The organism is Bradyrhizobium diazoefficiens (assembly GCF_016612535.1).
Taxonomy (GTDB): Bacteria; Pseudomonadota; Alphaproteobacteria; order Rhizobiales; family Xanthobacteraceae; genus Bradyrhizobium; species Bradyrhizobium diazoefficiens_C.
The window spans coordinates 296,853-322,226 of the sequence record NZ_JAENXS010000003.1 but is presented as its reverse complement, the minus strand read 5'-3'; the positions used below and the strand labels follow the sequence as shown (position 1 = coordinate 322,226).

Genomic DNA, 25,374 nt, shown 5'->3' with positions numbered 1-25,374 from the left:
TTAGGGAGCAAGTTGATGCTCTACACCCCTGCCCCGATCGATCCCAAGGCACCGCCGGTGCGCATCAATCTGCTCTCGGACACGCAGACAAAGCCGACGGCTGCGATGCGCGAGGCGATGGCGCGCGCCGAGGTCGGCGACGAGCAGGTCGGCGACGATCCGACCGTGAATGCGCTGTGCGCGCGCGTGGCCGATCTGATGGGAAAGGAGGCGGCGGTCTACATGCCCTCCGGCACGATGTGCAACGTCACTGCGACGCTGGTGCATTGCCGTCCCGGCGACGAGATCCTGGCCCATGAAAGCGCACACATCATCGCTCGCGAAGGCGGCGCGCATGCTGCGATCGGCGGCTTCCAGGTCACGCAGCTGAAGGGCGCCGACGGCCAGTTCACGCCGGAGACGTTTCGCAAGGCGCTGCATCCGCGCACGCGCTACCAGCCGACACAGACTGTCGTCAGCGTCGAGCAGACCGCCAATATCGGCGGCGGCACGATCTGGAAGAAGACGGCGCTCGACGAGATCGTCGCGATCGCCAGGCAACACGGCCTCGCCACCCACATGGATGGCGCACGTCTGCTCAACGCCACCGTGGCGAGCGGCATCTCCCCGCGCGACATGACCGCAGGCTGGGATTCGGCCTGGATCGACTTCTCCAAGGGCCTGGGCGCGCCGATCGGCGGCGTGCTCGCAGGCACGCGCGCCTTCATCGACGCAGTCTGGCAGTGGAAGCAGCGCCTCGGCGGCTCGATGCGGCAGGCGGGCATCTGCGCGGCCGCCTGCATCTACGCGCTCGACCATCACGTCGATCGCCTTGCCGACGACCACGCCAATGCGCGGGCGCTGGCGCGCGGGCTGTCGCAGATCTCAGGCGTCGAGGTGCAGGAGCCCGAGACCAATCTCGTGTTCTTCAAGCCAGACGGCGCCGGCGTGCCCGGCGACAAGATGGTCGCAGCGCTGCGCCAGCGCGGCGTGACGCTTGCGATGATGGACGGCCGCATCCGCGCCTGCACCCATCTCGACGTCGATGCGAGCCAGATCGAAGAGACGATCGGCCATGTTCGCGAGATCGTGCGCGGGGCGTAGTCGTCAGTCCCGTAGCCCGGATGGAGCGCAGCGAAATCCGGGACAGTCTTTCGTTGGCATCAATCCCGGATTGCGCTTCGCTCCATCCGGGCTACGACAGCAGGCGAGACGACCGATCACCGCCCCATCGCCTGATAGATCAGCGTCTTCAGTGCCAGTTGGACCCGGCCGCGCTGCGATGGGGTCTGCACCATGAAAATCCCGAACAGATCGTCCTCGGGATCGATGAAGAAGAAGGTGCCGCCGACGCCGTCCCAGCGATACTCGCCGAGCGGCCAGGAGGTCCCCGGTGGCACGGAGGTGCGCACGGCGAAGCCGATGCCGTAGCCGGAGCTCTCGCCCGGGTAATAGTTCTTGTCGCGCTCAATGTGAGTTTCGGGACCAACGTGATCCGACGCCATCAAGGCGAGGGTTTCCGGCTTGAGGTAGCGTCGACCGTCGAGAGTGCCGCCGTTGAGCAGCATCTGTGAGAAGCGTGCATAGTCGCCGACAGTGCCGACCAGCCCGCCGCCGCCCGACTCCCATTTCAGTGGTTTCCGGGGATCACGGACCTGCGTGACCGGGCTGATCGCGCGATCCTCCGGCATCGGTTCGGCGATGCGCGGCCACTTGGCGGGATCGGCGACATAGAACGCGGTGTCTTTCATCCCGAGTGGATCAAGCAGCCGCTCCTTCTCGAACTGGAACAGCGATTTGCCCGATATCACCTCGATGATGCGGCCGAGCACGTCGGTGGAGTGGCCGTAATCCCAGATCGTCCCGGGCTGTTCAGCCAGCGGCAGCGCGGTGATCTTCGCGACGAGATCGGCATTGGTCGAATTCCTGTTGTCGAAGAGACCGGCGTCGGCATAGAGCTTGTTCACCAAGCCGCCGCCATAATAGCCGTAGGGCAGCCCGGCGGTGTGGCGCATCAAATCCTCGATCGTCACCGGACAGTTGAGCGGCTCCAGCTCCAATGAGACCTTGCCGTCCTCGGCCTTCTTCTCGACGCCGACCTTCATGGCGGCAAAGGCCGGAACGTATTTCGAGACGGGATCGCTAAGCGCGAGCTTGCCCTCCTCGACCAGCATCATCGCCATGACTGACGTGATCGGCTTCGACATCGAATAGAGCCGGAAGATCGTGTCCGCGCTCATCGACATCTCGGTCGCAACGTCGCGGACGCCGAAATTCTCGTAATAGACCGGCCTGCCGTGCTGCTGGAGCAGCAGGATCGCGCCCGGAAACTTGCCGGTCACGATCTCGTTCCTGATGTAGTCGGAAACCTTCGCCAGGCCCTCGGGCGTAAAGTTATGGGCGCGGCCCGCGGAGACCGCTTGCGCACCGACGACGCCAAACAGAAGAATGAGCGCCGCGATCAGACCGCGGCGCCCGCACATGTCAATTCTCCATGGCTTCATAAACCAACTGCTTCAATGTCCGCTGCACGCGCTGGCGCTCGGTCGGCGTCTGCTCCAGCAACACAAAAAACATGTCCTGCTTGGGGTCGATCACGAAATAGCAGCCGGAGGCGCCGTCCCACTTCAATTCGCCGAGATCGCCGGGCGGCGGCGGCTTGGCGTTGCCGGGGTCGGTGCGGACAGCAAGCCCGAGGCCGAAGCCGAAACCGTCGCCGGGGAAATAGAAATAATCGCGATCGACGCCCGAATTCGGGCCGATCTGGTCGGTCACCATCAGCTTGAAGGTCTCGGGCTTGAGGATGGTCTTGCCGTCGAGAGAACCGCCGTTGAGCAGCATCTGCGCGAAGCGCTCATAGTCCGCCATGGTCGAAACCATGCCGCCGCTGGCCGACTGCCATTTCTTCACGACAGTCGGATCGTTGATCCGACCGACCCGGAAATCGCTGTCGTTCGGCACCGGCTGCGCCAGCAGCTTCTGCTTCTTGGGGTCCGTGACGAGGAAGCCGGTGTCGACCATGCCGAGCGGACCGAGCAGCACCTCCCGCTCGATATCGAGCAGCGGCTTGCCGGCCGCGATCTCCATCACGCGTGCCAGGACGTCGGTGGAATGGCCGTACTGCCAGAGCGCGCCCGGCTGATTGTGCAGCGGCAGCTTTGCGATGCGCTCGGCGAACTCGGCGAGATCGAAATCGCCGTCGTAGATCTTGGCGTCGCGATAGGCTTTGCGGACCAGGCTGTCGCCATAGAAGCCGTAGGTAATGCCCGACGTGTGCGTCATCAAATCGTGCACCGTCATCGGCCGATTCGGCGGGACCAGCTCGAGCGATTTGGTGCCGTCTTCGGCCTTCTTCTCGACGCCGACCTTCACATTGGCGAAGGACGGGATGTATTTGGAGACGGGATCGTCGAGCTTGATCTTGCCGTCCTCGACCAATTTCATCGCGGCCACCGAGGTGATCGCCTTGGTCATCGAGAACAGGCGGAAGATCGTCTTGTCGGTGATCGGCGCCTTGCTGACCACGTCCTGCACGCCGAAGGCTTGGTGGAAGACCGGCTTGCCGTGCTGCTTGATCAGCACGGTTGCGCCGGCGATCTTGCCGGTCGCAACCTCGTTCTTGAAAAACTCGCTGATCCTCGCGAGCTTGTCCTGATTGAAATGCGCGCCAGCCGGAATCTCGTAAGTGCCCTCGGCCTGCGCCAACGATATCGCACCGAGCGATACCAGTACGCCGCAGACCAACGCAAATCGTCCAAAACGTAAAATCATATCCCCTCCCCGGAACATGGCCGGGTGGAGTGTACTAACCGTGTCATCAGGCACAAGGGCTGCTGTGCCGCGAGAGCGCCTCGGCATGGAATTTGGCACTCGGCTCGGAGAAGCAGCAGAAAACCACGCGAGCAACAAACGGCGCGGCAGGAAGCCCTTCGATTGTCGTCCGCACGGCGATATCGGCCGCCCGGTCGGCGGGAAAGCGGAAAATGCCGGTCGAAATCGCGGGGAATGCCACCGAGGTCAGCTTGTGCTCGCCGCACAGCTCCATCGAACGGCGATAGCAGGAGGCGAGCAGCTCGTCCTCGCCGATGGTGCCGCCGTTCCAGACCGGTCCGACGGTGTGGATCACATGGGCGGCCTTGAGCCGATATCCCTTGGTGATCTTCGCATCGCCGGTCTTGCACCCGTGCAGCATGCGACACTCGGCGACCAGCTCGGGCCCGGCGGCCCGATGGATCGCACCGTCCACGCCGCCGCCGCCAAGGAGCGACGTGTTGGCGGCGTTGACGATAGCGTCAACGCCGAGGGTGGTGATGTCAGCAACGATGATTTCGAGCTGAACGCCGCCGATCCGGCGCGTCAGCGAGGTCACGAATCAGGCCGCGACCGCGACGCCCTTCTCGGAGAAGAGCTGCTGCAATTCGCCGGCCTGGAACATCTCGCGGATGATGTCGCAGCCGCCGATGAACTCGCCCTTTACGTAGAGCTGCGGGATGGTCGGCCAGTTCGAGTAGTCCTTGATGCCGTTGCGCAGCTCGGCGGATTCGAGCACGTTGAGGCCCTTATAACCGACGCCGATGTGGTCGAGGATCTGGACGACCTGGCCGGAGAAACCGCACTGCGGAAATTGCGGCGTTCCCTTCATGAACAGAACCACGTCGTTCGACTTCACTTCGTTGTCGATGAATTCCGCGATGCTCATATCCGTGTCCTTCTGGGGCAGAGCCCTCAACAATATCTTCGGGCCGGCTCAGCCGATCTAACCCGATACCTGCCTATATATGTAGCCCAAACCGTTGTGCATCCAAAGTAAAATGGCGGCGACCAGCCGCTGGGCGGCCGGGCCGGACGGGCCCGGGGCCATTGCATGATGGCACGAATATCATCACCGGGGAGGACTTTCATACCGTAACGGAACCCCTATCTAGGACGAACCTTGGTTTTGGAACCGGGTACCGCCAACAACGTTCTCTTGTCCTGTCTGGAGAAAAACGTGACGAAACAAGCCTCCGCTACGGCCGCCTCGCCGCTTTCGTCACCGTTGGACGCCCCCGGCGACCTCGCCCAAGGATTGGAGCAGGGGTTGGAGACCGCCTTTCTCGCCGTCCGCAAAGAGACCGAGCGCCGGGCCGCGCCGCTTTCGCCCGAGGACCAGCAAATCCAATCCATGCCGGACGCAAGCCCGGCGAAATGGCACCGAGCCCACACCACCTGGTTCTGGGAGCAATTTTTGCTCGGCGAACACGTGTCCGGCTACCGGCCCTTCCATCCCGACTTCGCTTTCCTGTTCAATTCCTACTATGTCAGCGCCGGCCCGCGTCATGCGCGCAATCACCGCGGCGACATCACCCGCCCCAGTGCCAACGAGGTCAGTGCCTATCGCAGCTATGTCGATGCGGCAGTCGTGAAATTCTTCCGCGAGGCCGGCGAAGACAAGCTTCGGGCCATCGCACCGCTGGTCGAGGTCGGGCTCAACCACGAGCAGCAGCATCAGGAATTGATGTTCACCGACATCCTGCACGCCTTTGCGCAGAACCCGGTCTATCCGGCCTACGATCCGGACTGGCGCTTCCCGGCTTCGACGCGCACGGCTGAGGATTGGCTGACACTGAACGAGGGCATTCACACCGTCGGCCACACCGAAGACAGCTTCCATTTCGACAATGAGAAGCCCGCGCATCGCGCTCTCGTCGGCCCGGTCAAGGTCGCGCGCAATCTCGTCACCAATCGCGAATGGCTTGCCTTCATGCGCGACGGCGGTTACGCGAGCGCAACGCTCTGGTTGATGGACGGCTTCGCCGCCGCCCGCAAGGAAGACTGGCAGGCTCCGGGTCATTGGCGCGAGATCGACGGCCAGTGGAACGTGATGACGCTCGCCGGCGTCAAGCCGGTCGATCCTGACGCACCGGTCTGCCACATCAGCTATTACGAGGCCGACGCGTTCGCGCGCTGGGCGGGAAAGCATCTGCCGACCGAGATGGAATGGGAGGTCGCCGCGCGCGCCGGCCAGCTCAACGATGCCTTCGGCATCGTCTGGCAATGGACCCGCAGCTCATACTCCCCCTACCCCGGCTACCGCGCCATCGAAGGCGCGCTCGGCGAGTACAACGGCAAGTTCATGGTGAACCAGCTGGTGCTGCGCGGCTCCTCGCTGGCGACGCCGGACGGTCACAGCCGTGTCACATATCGCAACTTCTTCTATCCGCACCATCGGTGGCAGTTCACGGGTCTGCGGCTCGCCGACTACGAGTAAAAATTATCCGACGACCAATGCGCGCCGGACAGCGCGTTCAGGAGAGTATCATGAATGTGCACGCCAGCGCTTTGGCTGAAGCCCATCTTCCCGACGAGCAGACCACGGCCTTCGCCCGCGAGGCCATCGACGACCTGTCGCAGCAGCCCAAAAAACTGTCGCCGAAATATTTCTACGACGCGACCGGATCGGAATTGTTCGAGGCGATCACGCGCCTGCCGGAATATTATCCGACGCGCACCGAGCTTGCGATCCTGAAGGAGCGCGGCAGCGAGATCGCGAAAATCATTCCGGAGCATGCGGCGTTGGTCGAATTCGGCGCAGGCGCGACCACGAAGGTCCGGCTGCTGCTGAATCACTGCAAATTCGCAGCCTATGTCCCCGTCGATATCTCCGGGGATTTCCTGCAGGCCCAGGCCAACGGGCTGAAGCGGGACTTTCCCTCGCTGGGCATCTATCCAGTGGCAGCCGACTTCACGACGCCGTTCGAGTTGCCCAAGGCGGTCGCCACGATGCCCAAGGTCGGCTTCTTCCCCGGCTCGACCATCGGCAATTTCGAGCCGCATGAAGCGCAGGCTTTTCTGAAGAGCGCTCGCAAGATCCTCGGCCAAGGCGCGCAGATGATCATCGGCGCCGACCTCGAGAAAGAGGAGCGTCTGCTCCACGCCGCCTACAATGATGCGGCAGGCGTCACCGCGCGGTTCAACCTCAATGTGCTGGTGCGGATCAACCGCGAGCTCGGCGGAAATTTCGACCTCTCCGCCTTCACCCATGGTGCGATCTACAATCACGACCGGCACCGGATCGAGATGCACCTGATCAGCAAGAAGAGCCAGATCGTGCGTCTGCTCGGCACCAGCTTCTCGTTCCGGCCCGGCGAGAGCATCCACACCGAGAACAGCTACAAATACAGCATCGAGCGTTTTGCAGCGCTGGCGCAAGGCGCCGGCTGGAAGGTGCGCGAGAGCTGGACGGACACAGCGAAGATGTTCTCGGTGCACGCGCTGGAGGCGGCGAAGTAACAGCTCCGGCGTCACCGGCAGCCCGGCGGCTCAACGCTCCCCGAGCTCTCCCGACTTCGATCGCAGCGATACCGTTTCCCACACCGCAACGACGATCATGATCACGCTCGTTGCGACCGACAGCCATAAGGGCGAGAGATCGGCGGCAAACCACCACAGCGCCGCGAGCAGAATGATGCCGATGCCGTGGGAGAGCTGGAGGAAGCCGCGGATAGAATGCTTGAACAGGATGGTGCCGACCAAAAACACCAGCGGCCCGCCGATCGTGCTCACGATGGTTCTGACATCGGGATGCCCGGTCGGATGCTTCAGCACCAGTTCGTCCGAGACCGCGCTCAGGATGATGCCGGCGACGATCGGCATGTGCAGATAGGTATAGGCGAGCCGCGCCAGCCGGCCGGATTCGGCAGACTTCGAGATCCACTCGGAGCCGGCCTCCGCGCCTTTGTGGAAATAGATCCACCACATCGCGATGCTGCCGACCAGCGCAGAGACGAAAGCGAGAATATTGTCCGCGGTCCAGTCCAGCTCGGCAAAGGTTGCGCCATTGACGATGACGGCCTCACCAAGCGCGATGATGATGAAGCCGGCGCAGCGCTCGGCCATGTGGCCGCCCTCGACCGCCCAGGCCTCGACCGACGAGAATCCCAGCTTCGGCACCCAGAAGCGAACCGCGGGCGAGACGTATTCGATCGTCAGCGCCACGATCCAGAACCACAGCCTCTCCTCGCCATGGGCGAGGCCGCCGAGGATCCAGAACACTGCGGAGCCGCAGAGCCACACCAGAATGCGGATTGCGTTGTGCCGCACCGGAGTCCGGTGACGTGGGGTTGCGAACAGCCAGAACGCGGTGCGCCCGACCTGCATCGTCGCATAGGCGGTCGCAAACCACAGGCCCCTCCCCTCGAACGCCGTCGGGATCGTCGTCGACAGCACGAGGCCGCCGAGCATCATCAGGAAGATCAGGATGCGGACCGGCGTCAGCTCCGGATTGAGCCAGTTGGTGACCCAGGCGGTGTAGACCCACACCCACCACACCGCCAGGAACAGCAGCGTGACCTCGACCGCACCGAGCGAGGTGAAATGGTGCAGCAGCGTGTGCGACACCTGCGTGACCGCGAAGACGAACACGAGGTCGAAGAACATCTCGGCATTGGTGACGCGGCTGGTCTGGTTCGGCAGGATGACGCGAAACAGCGCGCCGCGCGGATTATCCGCAGCCATCATCATCCCCGTCGCGCACTCAGGTCAGGTGCCCTCAAATCAAGCGCCTGGCACCCCGGTTTGCAGCGCCAGCGCATGCAGCACGCCGCCCATCTGGCCCTGCAGCGACTGATAGACGATCTGATGCTGCTGGACGCGGGATTTGCCGCGGAAGGATTCCGAGATCACGGTCGCTGCATAGTGGTCGCCATCGCCGGCGAGGTCACGGATGGTCACCTCGGCATCGGGGATCGCTGCCTTGATCATCGCCTCGATATCGTGGGCGTCCATGGGCATTCGGGTCTTGCTCCTCAGTGTCGGCTTTACAGCCTCGGCGTCGAATCGCTTGCCGGGGTCCGGATCTGCAAAGCCAAACTTGCCGGCAGGGCGAAACTTAGCGTGATCGGCCTTCTACGTCACGCCTTCAGGCACTATATCCCTGATCCCATCAGGATAAAGGCACGACAAAGTGCCGCGCGCGACGGATTGATCGAAAAGGCGTGAAATCATGAAGCTTCCAGGCCCCGACCACCCCATCACCATCACCCAAAACCCCCGGCGCGTCCGCGTGACGGCGGGCGATATCGTGATCGCCGAGAGCGCCAAGGCGCTGACGCTGAAAGAGGCCAAATATCCGGCGGTGCAATATCTGCCGCGGGAGGACGCCAACATGGCGCTGCTGGAGCGCACCGACCGCACCACGCACTGCCCCTATAAGGGGGACGCCAGCTATTACAGCATCAAGGCCGACGGCAAGACGCTCGACAATGCCATCTGGACCTACGAGACGCCGTTCCCCGCGATGACCGAGATCACGGGTCATCTTGCCTTCTATCCGGACAAGGTGAAGATCGAGGAAGTGGGGTAGGCTCACGGGGCCGGGGCACCGGGGCGCTCACGGATCGCCTCCTCTCAGTCGACACAAGGCACGAGATGCCGCGCAAGGCCGCAAGACTGATTGGGGTCTCGTTGCTGGGATTGGCCGGTGTCCTCATTGTAGTGGCCGCTGCCGGAGTGGGATTTCGTGCCTACCGCCAATATCTTGCCGCCGAAACTCTCGCGATACGCTCCCCTGAGGGGGTGCAGGAGGGAGCGTTCGTCGACATCGGCGGCATCAAGCAATGGATTCAAATCCGCGGCGAGGATCGGGATAACCCTGTTCTCCTGTTCGTCCATGGCGGACCCGGCGGCTCCACCTTGCCGATCTCGTCGGGTTGGCGTCCCTGGGAAAAGCATTTCACTGTCGTGCAGTGGGACCAGCGCGGCGCTGGCCGCACCTATGGCGCGGCTGGAGAGACACTCGCTCCAACCATGACGCTGGAGCGAATGGTGCAGGACGGCATCGAGCTGGCCGAATATCTGCGAATCCATCTGCACAAGGACAAAATTATCCTGGTCGGGCATTCCTGGGGTTCGTTCCTAGGCATTCACATCGTCAAGCAGCGCCCTGATCTGTTCTCTGCCTATGTCGGCACGGGACAAGTGGTCGGCAGGGTGACGTTCGAGACGCAATTCGAGATCACAATCGCACATCTGCAAGCATTGGCGCAGTCCGCTGGCAACAACGAGGCCCTGGCGGAATTGGCGCCAATCGTCGCGCGACCTGTGATGAGCCCGCAAAATCGCCTGCTCGCGGACAAGTGGAGCAAGGCGCTGGGGCTACCCTCCATCGAGAGCTTCCGGTTGGCGGGTCCCGTTCCACCCCCATTCATGCCGGATTTCTCGCTGCTGGACTGGTACAACTGGCGTAAGGGCATGGCCTTCTCCGCAAAATATCTGCGCGGACGAGAGGGCCCCATGTTCAAGCGTGACGTCGCCTCGCTGGGACTCGCGTTTCAGGTCCCGGTGATATTCATCGAGGGCGATGCGGACTACAACACACCGGGTGGGCCGGCCGAACAGCTCTTCAATCAGATCACGGCCCCGCATAAGCAATTTGTCTGGGTGCGCGGCGGCGATCATTTCATTCCGTTCGATCGTCCCGACGAGTTCTTGGCCGATCTGGTGACCCACGTCATGCCGTTCGCACGCGATTGAGGGCCCGGCGCGGCGGCCCGCTACGCCCTGAACACAGTGAGCCCGAGGATCAGCAGCACCAGGAAGATCACGACGAAGATGTAGAACAGGAAGCGGGCGATGTCGGCGGAGGCGGCCGAAATGCCGGTGAAGCCGAGCACGCCGGCCACGATCGAGATCAGCAGGAAAATCAGCGCCCATTTCAAGATCGTCATCGTCAGCTCCGCGAAACCAGCCACCATGATCGGCGGCCCCTCACCCGTTTCGGGAACGCTAACTGCGCTATGCGGAGGTGGTTCCTAAACGCACGACGGAAGGGTTTTCGCGGCACAAACTGCCCTTGCTGAATCGGGTTCCCGGCGGCACAGTCCGGCCGGGACAGGAACGCGACCGGGGCGGCCATGATCACGATGTCACATTCTGCAACGGTGGGTGCAGAGGCGCACGCCGCGCCGAAAGCCAAGGCGCGCAATTTGTCGCTCGACCGCACCCGCACCTTCCTCACGCTGGTGGTGCTGCTGCATCACGCCGTCATTCCCTACACCTATTTCGGTCACACCGATCCGGCCTCCTGGATCGGCTTCGACATCGTCGTGCTCGCCACCGACAGCTTCTTCATGGCGATGTTCTTCTTTCTGTCGGGCCTGTTCACCTGGCCCGGCATCGCGCGCAAGGCGCCGTCAGTCTTCGTGCGCGACCGCCTGCTGCGGCTCGGGCTGCCGTTCGTGATTGCAGCCTTCACCGTCATTCCGCTCGCCTATTACGCGATCGCGCTGCGCGAAAATCCCGAGCTGACCTTCGCGGCGTTCTGGTGGAAGACGATCACCGTCGGCCCTTGGCCGAGCGGTCCGATCTGGTTCGTGTGGGTGCTGCTGGCGTTCGACCTGACCGCGAGCCTGCTCTACCGGGTCTCGGCGCATCTGGTCGATCCCGTGAACCGCATTTCGGTTCGGGGCTTTGAACAGCCGGCCGTGTTCTGGCTGCTGCTCGCCGTCGTCACGGCCATCGTCTACGTGCCGGCACTGCTCTATTTCGGCGCCAACAAATGGTTTGAGTTCGGACCGTTCTCGGTGCAGGCAAGCCGCATCCTGCTCTACTTCGCCTATTTCTTCATGGGTGTGAGCGTCGGTGCGGCGAACTTCGATCGCGGTATCCTCGGCGCCGACGGCCAATTGCCCGGGAGCCGCTGGCTGTGGGTGATCGCGACGCTGATTCCCTATTGCCTGATGTGGGGCATGATCTACATCAAGCGCGAAATCCTCGGTAATCCCGGCGTGCAGCCGCACTGGTACCAAGCCATCTACGGCACGTTCTTCGTGATGTTCTCGGCCGCGATCCTGCTCGCGATCCTCGCCTTCTTCCTGCATTCGAAGACGCCGGGACCGACCCTGCTCGACCGTATGCAAGCCGATGCCTATGGCATGTTCCTGGTCCACTACCCGATCGCGCTGTGGATCCAGTATGCGCTGTTCGACTACCAGCTGCCGGCCATCGTGAAGGCCGCGATCGGATTCGTGCTCACGGTGATGCTGAGCTGGGGCCTGACAGCGGCGTTGCGGAAAATACCGGGCGCCACGCACGTGTTGTGAGGCGTGATCGGTAGCCCGGATGGAGCGAAGCGAAATCCGGGATCTCTCACCGTCGGGCGGAATCCCGGATTACGCTGCGCTCCATCCGGGCTACGGGACCGGGGTTGTGGTGGCGGCCTACGCCGCCTTCCCGCCCATATAATCCGGCAGCCAGCGCTCGTGCGAGGTCCGCAAGCTCTCGATCGTAACAGGCGCTTCACCGGCAATCGCGATCGCATCGCCACCGGTGGTGCCGATCCGCACGCACGGCACTTCGCAGCCGCGCATCTTGGCAAGCACGCGGCCGGCTTCCGTTTCCGGCACGGTGACGAGATAGCGCGCCTGATCCTCGCCGAACCAATAGGCCTGCGAGACAAGCGCGGTCGGCGCCGCCAGCAGCTTCGCGCCGATGCCGCTCGCCATCGCCATTTCGGCAAGCGCGATCAGGAGACCGCCATCCGAGAGGTCGTGCACGGCGGTCGCGGTGCCCGCATGGATCATGCCGCGCACGCAATCCCCGTTGCGCTTCTCGGCGGCGAGATCGACTGGCGGCGGCGCACCCTCCTCGCGACCGCAGATGTCGCGCAGGTAAACGGACTGGCCGAGCCAGCCATGGGTGTCGCCGATCAGCAGGATCGCCTCGCCCTCGGCCTTGAAGGCCAGCGAAGCGGATTTGGTGAAGTCGTCGAGCAGGCCGACGCCGCCGATCGAAGGTGTGGGGAGGATCGCGCGGCCATTGGTCTCGTTGTAGAGCGAGACGTTGCCGGACACGACCGGGAAGTCCAGCGTGCGGCAGGCGTCCGAGATGCCCTTCAGGCAGCCGACGAACTGGCCCATGATCTCAGGCCGCTCCGGATTGCCGAAATTGAGATTGTCGGTGATCGCGAGCGGCTTGCCGCCGACTGCGGTGATGTTGCGCCAGGCTTCCGCTACCGCCTGCATGCCACCCTGATAGGGATCGGCCTCGCAATAACGCGGCGTGACGTCGACGGTGAGCGCCAGCCCCTTCGGTCCGTCCTGCACGCGCACGACGGCGGCATCGCCGCCGGGGCGCTGCATGGTGTTGCCGAGGATGACGTGGTCGTACTGCTCCCAGACCCAGCGCTTGCTGCACATGTCTGGTGTGCCGATCAGCTTCTCCAGCGCGGCCCCGACGCCCATCGGCGCCGGCACCTCACGGGCATGCACCACCGGCAGCGCGGCGGAGGGGACATGTGGCCGGTCGTAGAGCGGCGCCTCGTCGCCGAGCTCCTTGATCGGCAGATCGGCCATGACGTCGCCGCCATGCTTGACCACGAAGCGCTTGCTCGGCGTGGTGTAGCCGACCACGGCGAAATCGAGCCCCCACTTCTTGAAGATCGCCTCGGCTTCCTTTTCCTTCTCGGGCTTGAGTACCATGAGCATGCGCTCCTGGCTCTCTGAAAGCATCATCTCATAGGCGCTCATGCCGGCCTCGCGGGTCGGCACCGCATCGAGATCGAGATCGACGCCGAGATCCCCCTTGGCACCCATCTCGACTGCCGAGCAGGTCAGCCCCGCCGCGCCCATGTCCTGGATCGCGATGACGCAGCCCTGCTCCATGATCTCGAGGCAGGCTTCGAGCAGCAACTTCTCGGCGAAGGGATCGCCGACCTGCACGGTCGGGCGTTTCTCCTCGGACTTGTCGTCGAACTCGGCCGACGCCATCGAGGCGCCGTGGATGCCGTCGCGGCCGGTCTTGGAGCCGAGATAGACGATCGGCATGTTCACGCCGGAGGCGGCCGCATAGAAAATCTTGTCGGCATCGGCGAGGCCGATGGCCATCGCGTTGACGAGGATGTTGCCGTCATAGCGGGTGTGGAAACGGACCTGGCCCCCGACGGTCGGCACGCCGAAGGAATTGCCGTAGCCGCCGACGCCGGCGACGACGCCGGAAACGAGATGCCGGGTCCTGGCGTGCTCGGGCGCACCGAAGCTCAGGGCATTGAGGCAGGCGATCGGACGCGCGCCCATGGTGAAGACGTCGCGCAAGATGCCGCCAACGCCCGTGGTCGCACCTTGGTAGGGCTCGATATAGCTCGGATGGTTGTGGCTCTCCATCTTGAAGACCACGGCCTGGCCGTCGCCGATATCGATCACGCCGGCGTTCTCGCCCGGGCCCTGGATCACCCAGGGCGCCTTGGTCGGCAGGCCCTTCAGATGGAGGCGCGAGGATTTGTACGAGCAGTGCTCGTTCCACATCGCCGAGAAGATGCCGAGCTCGGTGAAGGTCGGCTCCCGGCCGATCAGCTTCAGGATGCGCTCGTACTCGTCGGGTTTGAGCCCGTGGGCGGCGATCAGCTCGGGGGTGATCTTGGGTTCGTTCTTCATGGATTCGGGGCTTTCGGCGGCGTTTTGCCGTTCTTAGGAACATCGGACGGCTCTTAAAAGCCCTTTATGGCGCATTTTCCCGCTGTCCCACGTTTTGCGGTCAGGGGGCGCGGGAACAGGAATTGCACAGCGCGCACGGATCGGATTTAAGGTCAAAACACCCGCAATTGAAGGCCCATTTCCTTGCATGAATTGACCAAAACGCCCCCTCCCCAACGTCCCGACCTCCATATCGCGACCCAGGGAGAATTCGAGGGCTGGCAGACCTGGATCCGCGACAGCTTTGAGAACCATATCGGCCCCTTCTGGCACCGTTTCGAGGCGGACGGCCGGGTCCGCTGCGCCTTCCGGGTCGAGAAAAAGCACCTCAACGGCTCCCAGAACGTCCATGGCGGCTGCTTCATGGCGTTCGCCGACTATTGCCTGTTCGCGATCGGCCGCCATGCGCTGAACAGCAAAGGCGTGACCGTCAATTTCGCCTGCGAATTCCTCGATGCCGGCCATGAGGGCGAGTTGATCGAGTGCACCGGCGAGGTCACTCGCGCCGGCGGCTCGCTGATCTTCCTGCGCGGGGAGATGATGGCCGGCGAACGCCGACTGTTCACCTTCTCCGGCACGATCAAGCGGGTGAAGCGGAGGCCACTCCCTCAGCCAAACGCATAGCTTCCCTTTTGATGCACGACCGCCGCTGGAGAGGTGCGCTCCCTCTCCCGCTTGCAAGCGGGAGAGGTTAAGCGAGCCCGCGGGTGCTCAAGGGATCAAGCTTGGTCCCTTCCGCTCACGCCGAAATCTGCTTCTCGGCGATCGACAGCCACTCGGCCTGCGCATCGCGCAGATATTTTGGTGTGCGCCATCTGGATCAGCAGCCCCTGAACAATCCGCGGTTCTCGCGACACTTGCCCCGGTTGGTCGCGTCCGGCACGATCTCGGTTCGCATCACTTCACGGTAACCGACATCTTCACGGATGGATGGATGTTGCACCGGACCCTGTACGAGCCCGACTTGTCGAACTTGTAACTCAGCAGCTTGCCCGGCTTCTGAAGACCGAGGTCCGTGCTTTCCTCGTCAGGGCCGAAGATGTGAATGTTATGGATCACGTCGTCGTCGTTGGTGAAGCTCAGACGATCCCCCCTCGCTAGCGCCACCGACGCCATATTCAAGGCCAGTCCGCGCTGGATCACCGTGATCGTCGATGCAGCCGGCACTGCGACCACCAGCCCCATCAGGATGGCGAAGGCAATTGAAAGGCGAAACGACATGATCTGTTTCCTTCGATGACCGGTCCGGCTAGAATTTTACCGCGGTCCAGAGGCTGAAGTAAAAATGGTTGTTTCTGCTGGCGTCGGCGCGGCTGCCGTCAAAGCTGAAATAGTTGACGTACTGTACGGCGAGCCGGACGTTCATGTTCTGGAACGACGAGTCCGGCTTGCCCCAAGGCACATAGGCAACTTCGAGAATCATCCCGTCGGAGTTGGGACTGCCGTTCGGCGTCGTCCAGTAATTCACATCGCCCGTGCCGACGGTGCGAAAATACTGGATCGACGGCGTCACGGTCGCGGCGAAACTGTACGACAGATCCGCACGCATCGTGTCCAGCCAATGGCGAGGCAGCGCGCCTGTCGCGTCCAGCGCATCGCTCGACAGCCTGCTGGTCTCGTGGACGAAAGTCGCGTGCGCCGACAATCTGTCGCTGGTCACCTTGGCAGGATCGGTAATGTACTGATACGTCGCATCGACCGCCCAATCACTCTTGCGCACGCCGAAGCCGAGCGTTTGGTCGCCGCCGGGAATGACGCTGCCGGACAGTGCATAAGCCCCGACCTCCGCGTGATGGCGTTTGTCGCCCCAGTCCTTCAGAAGCGCGATGCGGGCATACGGAATGAAGGCCGTGGTGCGATCGCTGTCGTCAGGCGTTTGGCCCAGCGCTCGCAACGCGGGAGGAGCGAGGCCCTTGTAGACGTCGCTCTCCAGGTAAACGAAGTCATTCCACAGCGAGTACACACCGACGCCGGCGACGCGCTGTCCGAGGCCTCCGTCGACCAGCGTTGAAGCGGTCGGCGTCGGCGCCAGCGCGGATCGGTTGTAGGGAAATCCCCAGGCCGGCGTCGAGTTCCAGGGATCCTGGACGGTGGGATTGTTGTTGACGGTCACGCCCCAGAGCACATCCTGTCCGAACACCTGGCCTTCGCTGACATAGCGGATGTCGACATTGTTCAGAGCGGCCTGCTGCGCGACGCCATCGTAGTTGAGCTCGATGAAGCCGCCGAGCTTGGGCGCGATTTGCCCGGCGTAGTAAAGCGACAGCTGATCGATGGCGAAATTGTCGTTCGGCTTGAAGCCGGGCGCGGCACCACCGGGCTGCGGTTGCGAAGTATGGGTAAAGGAGGTCTGTGCGGTGAAAGCAATCGGCAGCCCGTGATTCTGGCCGTCGTTGGCGGTGTAGCCGTGCAGCTTGAAGTCGCGCCCGTAAGGGGTCAGCTGCGGGCCAAACGCCCCGATGTGGCAGGCGGCGCAGGGTTGACCGGTCTGGATCGCGAAAGATGGAACGGCGAGCGCCGGCCCCGTCGCCGCCAGCAGGGTCGCGAGCAACACGGCCGGCACGATAAGGCGAATGCGATCAGAGTCCGCAAACAGCCAGCTCGAGCGGGAGTTTGAGTGCTGCGCCAAAGCCGTGCGCAACAAGTTCAAGAACATGTTCCGCATCTCGCGCCTGAGAGTTAGCCCAGCCCAAGAAATCCGATTATGGTTAATATTCCGTCAAGCTCTGACGGCCGATCGATCCCCCGCGCAGATGCGGTCCCCGACTGCTCCACTGTCGCGGCCGCCAATGATTCGATTTCAGTTAAGAACGGGTGCCTGCCGCACCGAGATCAGGTGCAATCGCGCGATTTGGCGACGGAATCGCGAACATGTCGAAGATCCGATGTCTTCAAACTGCGGGCGGTTGGTCAGCAGCATCCACCTCACTTTAAGATAAGGGGTTTAGCCTGTGCCGGTCGCAAATGACGGGAACTGCGAGGAATTTCTGGGGAGGGCGACGCAGTGTCGTCTATTGGGATCGATACGGAAGCACCAAGCATGCCGGGTCATGCCACCCCCCATTCGGAGGGGGCGGCCAACCGATACGCGATTTCCTTCCGCCGGCAGTTTCTGATCGTCACGATCTGCCTGCTGGCCGCCAATCTCATCATCGGCCTGTTCGCCCGCTACCAGCAACGCGCCATCAGCGACTATGCGGTCAAGATCTACGACACCGCCTTCATTTCCACCAACTATGTCAGCCAGGCCCAGATCGCCTTTCAGCATTACGTCGACGAACGCTCCCGTGCGGCCGCGCAGGGCGAAGCTTCCAAAACGAACGAGCTTCTGGAATCCGTGCTGGACGACATGGATGTCGCGATCGAAAGATCGAGCTCGCAGGTCGCGCGCAGGGAGGGCTTGAAAATCAGGGCCGACCTCGCCGATCTGCTCAGTGCCGGACAGAATGATGCCGACCTGGAAAATCGCATCGGCGATCTCCAAACACGCATGGAGCGCCTGCGCGAGCGCAATTCAGCCATCGGCCTGCAGGCCCGGGACGACATCGAGGCATTTTCGTACAAATCCGATCTGCTGCTGCTCAGCTCGATCCTCACCAGCATCATGCTGGCGGGACTCGTGCTGTTCGCGATCCACCGCATGATCAGGTCACTCAACGAACGATCGAGCGACCGTCTTTATGCCGCACTGGAGGGCATGCCGCAGGGTCTGTCGATGTTCGACGAAGCGCAGCGCCTGATCGTCTGCAATGCACGATTTGCCGCGATGTATGGACTTGGACCAGATTTGACCCAACCCGGTGCCTCGCTTCGGGCAATACTGGAACACCGGATGGAGCACGGCACGTCGGCTGTCGACGCCGGCGATTTCGTCGAAGAGGAATTGGCGCAGGCGTCCCGCCCGATCGCGGTCGCCCTGGAACACCAACTGCAAGACGGTCGAATTATTGCAACGACGAGAGCGCCGCTCAACACGGGCGGCTCGGTCACCATCCACATGGACGTGACCGAGAAGCACAATTCTGAAAAGCAGATCGCGTTCCTCGCGCATCACGATGCCCTGACGGCGTTGGCGAACCGCGTCCAGTTGCGCCAGCACATCGAGAGAACCCTGGCAAACATCAAGCACGGCGGCAAGGCGTCCGTGCTCTGTCTCGACCTCGACAATTTCAAGCTCATCAACGACACGCTCGGCCACTCGGTCGGCGACGCACTGTTGTGTGCGGTTTCCGATCGGCTGCGCGATCTCGTTGGCGACGGCAATCTGGTCTCGCGAACCGGCGGCGACGAGTTCGCGATCGTGCAATCAGGGGCGGAGAGGCCCATGGAGGCGGCTGCCGGCCTGGCGGCCCGAATCGTCGAAGCCTTGAGCGTGCCCCTCGAGCTTGGCGACCATCATGTCGTGATCGGTGGAAGCGTCGGGATTGCGATCGCCCCCGACGACGGCGACAACGTGGATCAACTGCTGAAGAACGCCGACATGGCGTTGTATCGCGCCAAGGAAGATGGCCGCGCCAGATTCCACTTCTTCGAGCCGGACATGGATGTAAAGGCGCAGGCCCGGCGCCTCCTCGAACTCGATCTTCGCAAGGCGGTGATAGCCGGCGGATTCGAACTATATTACCAGCCAATCGTCAATCTCGCGGACAACAAGATCACGGGTCTTGAGGCATTGCTGCGCTGGAACCACCCGACGCGCGGCAGGGTCCCGCCAGGCGAATTCATTCCGTTGGCGGAAGAGACGGGCCTCATTGCGACGATCGGCGAGTGGGTGATCCGACAGGCCTGCGCCGAAGCGAAGACATGGCCATCCGATCTGCGAGTGGCAGTGAACGTGTCCCCGGTTCAATTCCGCCACAAGACACTGCTCTCCGCCGTCGTAACGGCCCTGGCGACGTCCGGATTGCCGGCAAACCGGCTCGAGCTTGAAATTACCGAAACCGTCCTGATGACCAACAATGATGCAACGCTCGAAGCGCTGCACCAGCTCCGGGGCCTTGGCGTCAGGATTTCAATGGACGACTTCGGGACCGGATATTCATCGTTGAGCTATCTTCGCAGCTTCCCGTTCGACAAGATCAAGATCGACCAGAGCTTCGTTCGAGACTTGATCGACAGACCGGATTCGATCGCGATCATTCGCGCGGTCGCCGGGCTTGGCCAGAGCTTCGGCATGACCACGACGGCCGAGGGCGTCGAAACCCAGGAGCAGCTGGACAAGATGCGCGCCGAAGGCTGCGACGAGGTCCAGGGGTATTTCTTCAGCAAGCCGGTGCCGGCGAGCGAGGTCGCCCAGCTCCTGACCGGCTTTCAGCAGGCTGCGAACGCCGCGGCGTGATGACCGCCGCCGGCGTGCCCTTGGGCGCGAACAGGCTGTTCCAGCCCTGCCCCTCGAACCACGTCCGAGGTGCCGCCGGCTCCGAACGGCACGATCATGGTGATCGGACGCTTTGGGAAATCCTGCGCGAACGCGGCTGTCGCAAACGACAGCACCGCAAACGCGGCGAGCGCACGCTTCACCACGATGAAATCAAGCGGCCTTTTCCAGATGTGCAGTGAGGCCGGCGAACAGGCCGCGGCCGTCGGTGCAGCCCATGATGTCTTCGACGTGGTTCTCGGGATGCGGCATCATGCCGAGCACGTTGCCCTTGTCGTTGACGAGACCGGCGATCGAATGCGCCGCGCCGTTGATGTTGTGGCTCTCGTCGACCACGCCGTCGGCCGAGCAGTAGCGATAGAGCACCCGCCCCTCGCCTACGAGCCGCTTGATGGTCTCTTCATCGGCAGCGTAATTGCCCTCGCCATGGGCGACCGGCACGCGGATCACCTGGCCGGCATTGTAGCCGCGGGTGAACGGTGTGTCGGAGCGCTCGACGCGCAGATGCACGTCCTTGCAGACGAATTTCAGCCGCGCATTGCGCATCAGCACGCCCGGCAGCAGGCCGGACTCGCAGAGGATCTGGAAACCGTTGCAGACGCCGAGCACGAGGCCGCCCTTGGCCGCATAGTCGCGCACCGCATCCATCACCGGCGCCCGCGCCGCAATCGCACCGCAGCGAAGATAGTCGCCGTAGGAGAAGCCGCCGGGCACGACCACGAGGTCGGTGCCTGCGGGAAGCGATGGCTCGGCGTGCCAAACCATCGCTGGCTCGTGGCCCGAGATCAGCTTCAACGCGCGCGCCATGTCGCGCTCGCGGTTGATTCCGGGAAAGACGAGGATGGCGGCCTTCATGGTTCAGGTTCCGACGGTGACGGGAATCGGGGTTGGCCAAAGGGCCAAATCCTGAAGAGACATAGCCATTTGACGAGGATTTTACCAGTGCTAGCCTTGCCGGGTGGCCTTGTACACAGGCCATAGCCACGCACTTTTGCCTGGCGATTTTGCCCGGGATTAGAGCCATGAACGTCCCGTCGCTGCCAGCTTCCCAGTCCGAGCCGCTCTCCGCCGAAGGTGTGATCGCGGCGGGCGCCTATATCGACGGACGCCGCGTCGCCAATATCGCCATCGAAGAAGCCGCGAGCTGGCGCGCCAAGCCCGGTCACGTGGTCTGGATCGGGCTCTACGAGCCGGATTTGGCGCTCCTGTCCGGCGTGCAGAAACAGTTCGACCTTCACGACCTCGCGATCGAGGACGCCAACAACGCTCATCAGCGGCCGAAGATCGAACAATATGGCGAGGGCCTGTTCATCGTAGCACGCACGGCGCAATTGATCGACGGCAGGATCGCCTTTGGCGAGACCCATCTGTTCGTCGGCGAAGGTTATCTGGTCTCGGTGCGCCACGGCGCCTCGACGTCGTATACCGCGGTGCGTGCACGCAGTGAGAGCTGTCCCCGCGCCCTCGCCCGCGGCGAGGACTACATTCTTTACGCCATCCTCGATTTCATCGTCGACAACTACTCGCCCGTGCTGGAAACGATCCACGAGGAGGTCGAACAGATCGAGGAGGACGTGCTCGCCAATCCGATGACGCGGGAACAGATCGAACGGCTTTATATGCTCCGCCGCGACTTGTTGCGGCTGCGTAACGCGATCGGTCCCCTGGTGGAAGTCTGCCGCAAGCTCGAGCACGACAATTTGCCGATGGTGCGCGCGACCATGCGGCCGCTGTTTCGCGACGTCACCGATCACGTCCGCAACATTCAGGAGCGCATCGATTCGATGCGCGAGGTGCTAGCGTTTGCGTTCGAGGCGAGCCTTCTGGTCGGCCAAGCCCAGGAGACCGCCGTCTCCAAGAAGCTGGCCTCGTGGCTTGCCATCATCGCCGTGCCGACCGCGGTCGCCGGCATCTACGGGATGAACTTCAAATACATCCCCGAGCTGCAATGGGAGTATAGCTACTTCGTCGTGATGGGGATGATGGCGCTCACCTGCGCCGGCCTGTACTGGCGCTTCCGCCGCGTCGGGTGGCTGTGAGCACCGGCTTAGGACACAGGCACGTCGCTCAGCTCTAGCCTGCGCTCGATATGATCGAGCCGTACGTCGGAACGTCCGAGTATCCCGTATACGTTCTGGAGGTCCGGCTGCATCGAGATTTGGTGCCCCCGAAGCGCGTTCAGCTCCGACTTGATTTCATCGATCTTGTGATCAATTCTGTCGATCCTCTGCTGTACTTGCTTGAGGACCTCAAAGATCAACTCGTTGCTGACTTCGACCATGGCTAACTCTCAGCCCTTCACCTCGATCGCATAATTCTCGATCACGGTATTCGCCAAGAGCTTGTCGGCCGCGTCCTTCAACGCGGCTTCGGCCTTGGCCTTGTCGGCGCCGGCGAGCTCGATGTCGAACACCTTGCCCTGGCGGACGCTGGCGACGCCATCGACGCCGAGCGACTTCAACGCACCCTCGATCGCCTTGCCCTGCGGATCGAGGATGCCCGTTTTCAACGTCACGGTGACACGTGCCTTCACGTCAAACCTCTTAGCTCTTCACCAGCACCGGGCCGGAGCCGGCCGGACGCTCGTTCTCCATCAGGATGCCGAGACGCTTGGCGACTTCGGTATAGGCCTCGAGCAGACCGCCGAGGTCACGACGGAAACGGTCCTTGTCGAGCTTCTCGTTCGACTTGATGTCCCAGAGCCGGCAGGAGTCCGGCGAGATCTCGTCGGCGACGATGATCCGCATCATCTCGTTCTCGAACAGCCGGCCGCATTCCATCTTGAAGTCGACGAGGCGGATGCCGATGCCGAGGAAGAGGCCGGTGAGGAAATCGTTGACGCGGATGGCGAGCGCCATGATGTCGTCGATCTCCTGGGGCGTCGCCCAGCCGAAGGCAGTGATGTGCTCTTCCGACACCATGGGGTCGTTGAGCTGGTCGTTCTTGTAGTAGAATTCGATGATCGAGCGCGGCAGCTGGGTGCCCTCCTCGATACCGAGGCGCTGCGACAGCGAGCCGGCGGCGACGTTCCGCACCACCACTTCCAGCGGCACGATCTCGACCTCGCGAATCAACTGCTCGCGCATGTTGAGGCGGCGGATGAAGTGGGTCGGCACCCCGATGTCGTTGAGGTGCTGAAACAGGTACTCCGAGATCCGGTTATTGAGGACACCCTTGCCCTCGATCACCTGATGCTTTTTCGCATTGAACGCGGTGGCGTCATCCTTGAAGTGCTGGATCAGGGTACCGGGCTCCGGGCCTTCATACAGAACCTTTGCCTTGCCTTCATAAATGCGACGCCGACGGCTCATGGGGATGTACCGTGTTTTGTTGAAATCCATGTATTTGGTGTGCTCCGGTTGACGAGAACTACGACCCACGGCGGAGCTGCCGTGAACAGCCTGGAACCGATCCGAACCCAAGGAAATTCCAAGGAAACAGAACAGGAACCACGCCTTCAGGCAACCTATCCGATTGGCTGTCCCAGCACAATCGATCCGGCTCATCCGATGCCAACTTATACCGCCTTGCCTGCGGCTTAACGGCTCGTTGTCTTGCCGATTCGTGCCCCTTATCTAGGCATGCGCCGGGCCCCCCGCAACGAGGGCCGCCGGATCCGGTCAGCAGGGAATTGGAAGAGGCATGAGCACGTTCCACAAGCGCGAAGAAGGCTTCGAGAAGAAGTTCGCCCTCGACGAGGAGCAGAAATTCAAGGCGGAAGCCCGCCGCAACCGGCTGCTGGGGCTGTGGGCGGCCGAAAAGCTCGAAATCACCGGCGACGCCGCCATCGCCTACGCCAAGGAGGTGGTCGCGGCCGATTTCGAGGAAGCCGGCGACGGTGACGTCCTGCGCAAGGTGATGGCCGATTTCGCGGCCAAGAACGTGGCCGTCACCGAGCAGGCGATTCGCGCCAAGATGAACCAATTGATCGCCGTGGCCGCGGCCCAGGTGAAGGCCGGGATATAAGCTGGCGTGAGCGGCCAGTGGCGAGGTCAATCCCGTTCGCCGCTCGCTCCATGACAGCTTGCGGCGAGCCTCGGGCAATGCCAAATGTGCGGCATGTCCCAAGATCACAACAAAGATCACACCAAAGATCATATCTCAAACGTCCTCGCCGAACGCTATGCCTCGCCCGCCATGCGCGCCATCTGGAGTGGCGAAGGCAAGGTTCGCCTCGAACGCGACTACTGGATCGCCGTGCTGAAGGGGCAGCGCGATCTCGGCATCCCGGTGCCGGATGGCGTGGTCGAAAGCTACGAGCGCGTGAAGGACCAAATTAACCTCGAGTCCATCATGCGGCGCGAGCGTATCACCCGGCATGACGTCAAGGCTCGCATCGAGGAGTTCTGCGAACTCGCCGGTCACGAGCACCTGCACAAGGGCATGACCAGCCGCGATCTCACCGAGAACGTGGAGCAGCTCCAGGTCTACCGCGGCCTCCAGCTGATCGAGACCAAGAGCATCGCCGCGCTGATTCGTTTTGCCAAGCACGCAAGGCAATTGCGCGACATGCCGTTCACGGCACGCACCCACAACGTGGCCGCGCAGGTCACGACGCTCGGCAAGCGCATCGCCATGTTCGGCGAAGAGATGCTGCTGGCGCATCAGAGCCTGGTCAATGTGCTCGACACCTATCCCGCGCGCGGCCTGAAGGGCGCGGTCGGCACGCGGCTCGACCAGATCACCCTGTTCAACGGCGATGCCGGCAAGGCCCGCACGCTAGAACAGCGCATCCTCGTCCACCTCGGCTTGCCCAAGAGTTTCGATGCCGTCGGCCAGGTCTATCCGCGCAGCCTCGATTTCCGTGCGGTCAGCGTGCTGGTCGATCTCGCCAGCGGTCCTAGCAGCTTCGCCAAGACGCTGCGCCTGATGGCCGGCCATGAACTCGCCAGCGAAGGCTTTGCCAAGGGCCAGGTCGGCTCATCCGCGATGCCGCACAAGATGAACAGCCGCTCCTGCGAGCGCATCAACGGCCTGCATGTGGTGCTGAGAGGCTACCTCGCCATGGCCGCAAGCCTCGCCGGCGATCAGTGGAACGAAGGCGATGTCTCCTGCTCCGTCGTCCGCCGCGTGATGCTGCCCGATACCTTCCTCGCTATGGACGGCCTGCTCGAGACCCTGCTCTCAGTGCTCGACCAGATGGAAATTTTCGACGCCGTCGTCGCGACCGAGCTCAACCGCTATTTGCCCTTCCTGCTGACCACCACGGTCATGATGGAAGCGGTGAAAAAGGGCGCCGGCCGTGAGGGCGCGCACGAGGCGATCAAGGAGCATGCGGTCGCGGCCATTCGCGACCTGCGCACCGGCAAGATCGTGCAGAACGACCTGCTCCAGCGTCTTGCCGCCGATCAGCGTCTCGGCCTGAGCGAGGCCGAATTGCGGAGCGTGCTCGATCACGGCCGCGCCAATTCGGGCGATGCCGGCGCTCAGGTCGATTACTTCGCCGAGCAGGTCGACGCGTTGGCCAAGGCCAGGCCTGAAGCGGCCCGCTACACGCCGGGCGCGATTCTGTAGCTGATAGTGAGGAGCGAATAGCGAGCGGCAAAACCCGTTCGCTATTCGCAATTCCGC

At 62.8% G+C, this 25,374-nt stretch carries 26 protein-coding genes; 11 read left to right on the top strand and 15 right to left on the bottom strand.

Features of this window, described 5'->3' with window-relative positions:
• The first annotated feature begins 15 nt into the window (after nucleotides 1-15).
• Nucleotides 16-1,083 (top strand): low specificity L-threonine aldolase, encoded by a 1,068-nt coding sequence (locus tag JJE66_RS32635; RefSeq protein ID WP_200519741.1) that lies wholly within the window; start codon nucleotides 16-18, stop codon nucleotides 1,081-1,083.
• A 116-nt stretch (nucleotides 1,084-1,199) separates the two neighbouring features.
• On the opposite strand, the gene JJE66_RS32630 is transcribed toward JJE66_RS32635, so the two are convergent.
• From JJE66_RS32630 to grxD, 4 genes are read right to left on the bottom strand one after another with little or no spacing between them, the layout of a single operon-like run.
• Nucleotides 1,200-2,462 (bottom strand): serine hydrolase, encoded by a 1,263-nt coding sequence (locus JJE66_RS32630; protein WP_200519739.1) that lies wholly within the window; start codon nucleotides 2,460-2,462, stop codon nucleotides 1,200-1,202.
• 1 nt (nucleotide 2,463) lies between these two features.
• Nucleotides 2,464-3,750, bottom strand: a complete 1,287-nt coding sequence (locus JJE66_RS32625) for a serine hydrolase (RefSeq protein WP_200519737.1) — start codon at nucleotides 3,748-3,750, stop codon at nucleotides 2,464-2,466.
• Nucleotides 3,751-3,796: 46 nt separating this feature from the next.
• A complete protein-coding gene (locus tag JJE66_RS32620; RefSeq protein ID WP_200519735.1) occupies nucleotides 3,797-4,348 on the bottom strand; it encodes an O-acetyl-ADP-ribose deacetylase in 552 nt (183 codons plus the stop codon).
• A gap of 3 nt (nucleotides 4,349-4,351) precedes the next feature.
• The gene (grxD, locus tag JJE66_RS32615) at nucleotides 4,352-4,678 is read right to left on the bottom strand and encodes a Grx4 family monothiol glutaredoxin (RefSeq protein ID WP_200519733.1); all 327 of its coding nucleotides are present in this window, start codon (nucleotides 4,676-4,678) and stop codon (nucleotides 4,352-4,354) included.
• 240 nt (nucleotides 4,679-4,918) lie between these two features.
• Between grxD and egtB the strand changes: the two genes are divergently transcribed.
• The gene (egtB, locus tag JJE66_RS32610; protein ID WP_200520170.1) at nucleotides 4,919-6,229 is read left to right on the top strand and encodes an ergothioneine biosynthesis protein EgtB; all 1,311 of its coding nucleotides are present in this window, start codon (nucleotides 4,919-4,921) and stop codon (nucleotides 6,227-6,229) included.
• A gap of 50 nt (nucleotides 6,230-6,279) precedes the next feature.
• Nucleotides 6,280-7,251, top strand: coding sequence for an L-histidine N(alpha)-methyltransferase (egtD, locus tag JJE66_RS32605; protein ID WP_200519723.1), 972 nt, complete (start codon nucleotides 6,280-6,282; stop codon nucleotides 7,249-7,251).
• Between the two features lie 30 nt (nucleotides 7,252-7,281).
• Here the strand turns inward: egtD and JJE66_RS32600 are convergent, their stop codons facing one another.
• Both JJE66_RS32600 and JJE66_RS32595 read right to left on the bottom strand, forming a co-directional pair.
• The gene (locus tag JJE66_RS32600) at nucleotides 7,282-8,475 is read right to left on the bottom strand and encodes a low temperature requirement protein A (protein WP_200519715.1); all 1,194 of its coding nucleotides are present in this window, start codon (nucleotides 8,473-8,475) and stop codon (nucleotides 7,282-7,284) included.
• A 39-nt stretch (nucleotides 8,476-8,514) separates the two neighbouring features.
• Nucleotides 8,515-8,751 (bottom strand): BolA/IbaG family iron-sulfur metabolism protein, encoded by a 237-nt coding sequence (locus tag JJE66_RS32595; RefSeq protein WP_028147489.1) that lies wholly within the window; start codon nucleotides 8,749-8,751, stop codon nucleotides 8,515-8,517.
• A gap of 211 nt (nucleotides 8,752-8,962) precedes the next feature.
• On the opposite strand from JJE66_RS32595, the gene JJE66_RS32590 reads away from it, so the two are divergent.
• Nucleotides 8,963-9,322: a DUF427 domain-containing protein gene (locus JJE66_RS32590; protein WP_200519713.1), complete on the top strand. Its 360-nt coding sequence runs from the start codon at nucleotides 8,963-8,965 to the stop codon at nucleotides 9,320-9,322.
• Nucleotides 9,323-9,387: 65 nt separating this feature from the next.
• Nucleotides 9,388-10,491, top strand: a complete 1,104-nt coding sequence (locus tag JJE66_RS32585) for an alpha/beta fold hydrolase (protein WP_246756743.1) — start codon at nucleotides 9,388-9,390, stop codon at nucleotides 10,489-10,491.
• Between the two features lie 20 nt (nucleotides 10,492-10,511).
• Here the strand turns inward: JJE66_RS32585 and JJE66_RS32580 are convergent, their stop codons facing one another.
• Entirely contained in the window at nucleotides 10,512-10,685 is a 174-nt protein-coding gene (locus tag JJE66_RS32580) for a DUF1328 domain-containing protein (protein ID WP_200519711.1), read from the bottom strand.
• Between the two features lie 186 nt (nucleotides 10,686-10,871).
• Between JJE66_RS32580 and JJE66_RS32575 the strand changes: the two genes are divergently transcribed.
• Nucleotides 10,872-12,059, top strand: a complete 1,188-nt coding sequence (locus JJE66_RS32575) for an acyltransferase (protein WP_200519709.1) — start codon at nucleotides 10,872-10,874, stop codon at nucleotides 12,057-12,059.
• Nucleotides 12,060-12,176: 117 nt separating this feature from the next.
• On the opposite strand, the gene purL is transcribed toward JJE66_RS32575, so the two are convergent.
• Nucleotides 12,177-14,387: a phosphoribosylformylglycinamidine synthase subunit PurL gene (gene purL, locus JJE66_RS32570; protein ID WP_200519707.1), complete on the bottom strand. Its 2,211-nt coding sequence runs from the start codon at nucleotides 14,385-14,387 to the stop codon at nucleotides 12,177-12,179.
• A gap of 183 nt (nucleotides 14,388-14,570) precedes the next feature.
• Here purL and JJE66_RS32565 point away from each other — a divergent pair, with 183 nt between their 5' ends.
• Nucleotides 14,571-15,050, top strand: a complete 480-nt coding sequence (locus JJE66_RS32565) for a PaaI family thioesterase (protein ID WP_200519705.1) — start codon at nucleotides 14,571-14,573, stop codon at nucleotides 15,048-15,050.
• Between the two features lie 273 nt (nucleotides 15,051-15,323).
• On the opposite strand, the gene JJE66_RS32560 is transcribed toward JJE66_RS32565, so the two are convergent.
• Complete coding sequence (locus tag JJE66_RS32560) at nucleotides 15,324-15,647, bottom strand: plastocyanin/azurin family copper-binding protein (RefSeq protein ID WP_200519703.1); 324 nt, start codon at nucleotides 15,645-15,647, stop codon at nucleotides 15,324-15,326.
• A 28-nt stretch (nucleotides 15,648-15,675) separates the two neighbouring features.
• A complete protein-coding gene (locus tag JJE66_RS32555; RefSeq protein ID WP_200519701.1) occupies nucleotides 15,676-17,082 on the bottom strand; it encodes a hypothetical protein in 1,407 nt (468 codons plus the stop codon).
• A gap of 384 nt (nucleotides 17,083-17,466) precedes the next feature.
• On the opposite strand from JJE66_RS32555, the gene JJE66_RS32550 reads away from it, so the two are divergent.
• A complete protein-coding gene (locus JJE66_RS32550; RefSeq protein WP_200519692.1) occupies nucleotides 17,467-19,764 on the top strand; it encodes a bifunctional diguanylate cyclase/phosphodiesterase in 2,298 nt (765 codons plus the stop codon).
• Here JJE66_RS32550 and JJE66_RS32545 read toward each other — a convergent pair.
• Complete coding sequence (locus tag JJE66_RS32545; RefSeq protein WP_200519684.1) at nucleotides 19,737-19,949, bottom strand: hypothetical protein; 213 nt, start codon at nucleotides 19,947-19,949, stop codon at nucleotides 19,737-19,739. The two genes, JJE66_RS32550 and JJE66_RS32545, sit on opposite strands and share 28 nt — an antisense overlap.
• Nucleotides 19,950-19,956: 7 nt before the next feature.
• Nucleotides 19,957-20,658 (bottom strand): phosphoribosylformylglycinamidine synthase subunit PurQ, encoded by a 702-nt coding sequence (gene purQ / locus JJE66_RS32540; RefSeq protein WP_200519681.1) that lies wholly within the window; start codon nucleotides 20,656-20,658, stop codon nucleotides 19,957-19,959.
• Between the two features lie 167 nt (nucleotides 20,659-20,825).
• On the opposite strand from purQ, the gene JJE66_RS32535 reads away from it, so the two are divergent.
• Nucleotides 20,826-21,842 (top strand): magnesium and cobalt transport protein CorA, encoded by a 1,017-nt coding sequence (locus JJE66_RS32535; protein ID WP_200519679.1) that lies wholly within the window; start codon nucleotides 20,826-20,828, stop codon nucleotides 21,840-21,842.
• Nucleotides 21,843-21,850: 8 nt separating this feature from the next.
• Here the strand turns inward: JJE66_RS32535 and JJE66_RS32530 are convergent, their stop codons facing one another.
• The 3 genes from JJE66_RS32530 to purC are packed head-to-tail and all read right to left on the bottom strand — an operon-like array spanning nucleotide 21,851 to nucleotide 23,114.
• The gene (locus tag JJE66_RS32530) at nucleotides 21,851-22,084 is read right to left on the bottom strand and encodes a hypothetical protein (protein WP_200519677.1); all 234 of its coding nucleotides are present in this window, start codon (nucleotides 22,082-22,084) and stop codon (nucleotides 21,851-21,853) included.
• A 9-nt stretch (nucleotides 22,085-22,093) separates the two neighbouring features.
• A complete protein-coding gene (purS, locus tag JJE66_RS32525; protein ID WP_200519675.1) occupies nucleotides 22,094-22,336 on the bottom strand; it encodes a phosphoribosylformylglycinamidine synthase subunit PurS in 243 nt (80 codons plus the stop codon).
• Nucleotides 22,337-22,346: 10 nt separating this feature from the next.
• Nucleotides 22,347-23,114, bottom strand: a complete 768-nt coding sequence (purC, locus tag JJE66_RS32520) for a phosphoribosylaminoimidazolesuccinocarboxamide synthase (RefSeq protein ID WP_008974302.1) — start codon at nucleotides 23,112-23,114, stop codon at nucleotides 22,347-22,349.
• Between the two features lie 331 nt (nucleotides 23,115-23,445).
• On the opposite strand from purC, the gene JJE66_RS32515 reads away from it, so the two are divergent.
• Together JJE66_RS32515 and purB are read left to right on the top strand one after the other, a co-directional pair.
• Nucleotides 23,446-23,769, top strand: coding sequence for a DUF1476 domain-containing protein (locus JJE66_RS32515; protein WP_200519667.1), 324 nt, complete (start codon nucleotides 23,446-23,448; stop codon nucleotides 23,767-23,769).
• A gap of 93 nt (nucleotides 23,770-23,862) precedes the next feature.
• Nucleotides 23,863-25,317 carry an adenylosuccinate lyase gene (purB, locus tag JJE66_RS32510; protein ID WP_210350015.1) on the top strand — a complete coding sequence of 485 codons (1,455 nt, stop codon included), beginning with the start codon at nucleotides 23,863-23,865 and terminating at the stop codon, nucleotides 25,315-25,317.
• Nucleotides 25,318-25,374: the final 57 nt, after the last annotated feature.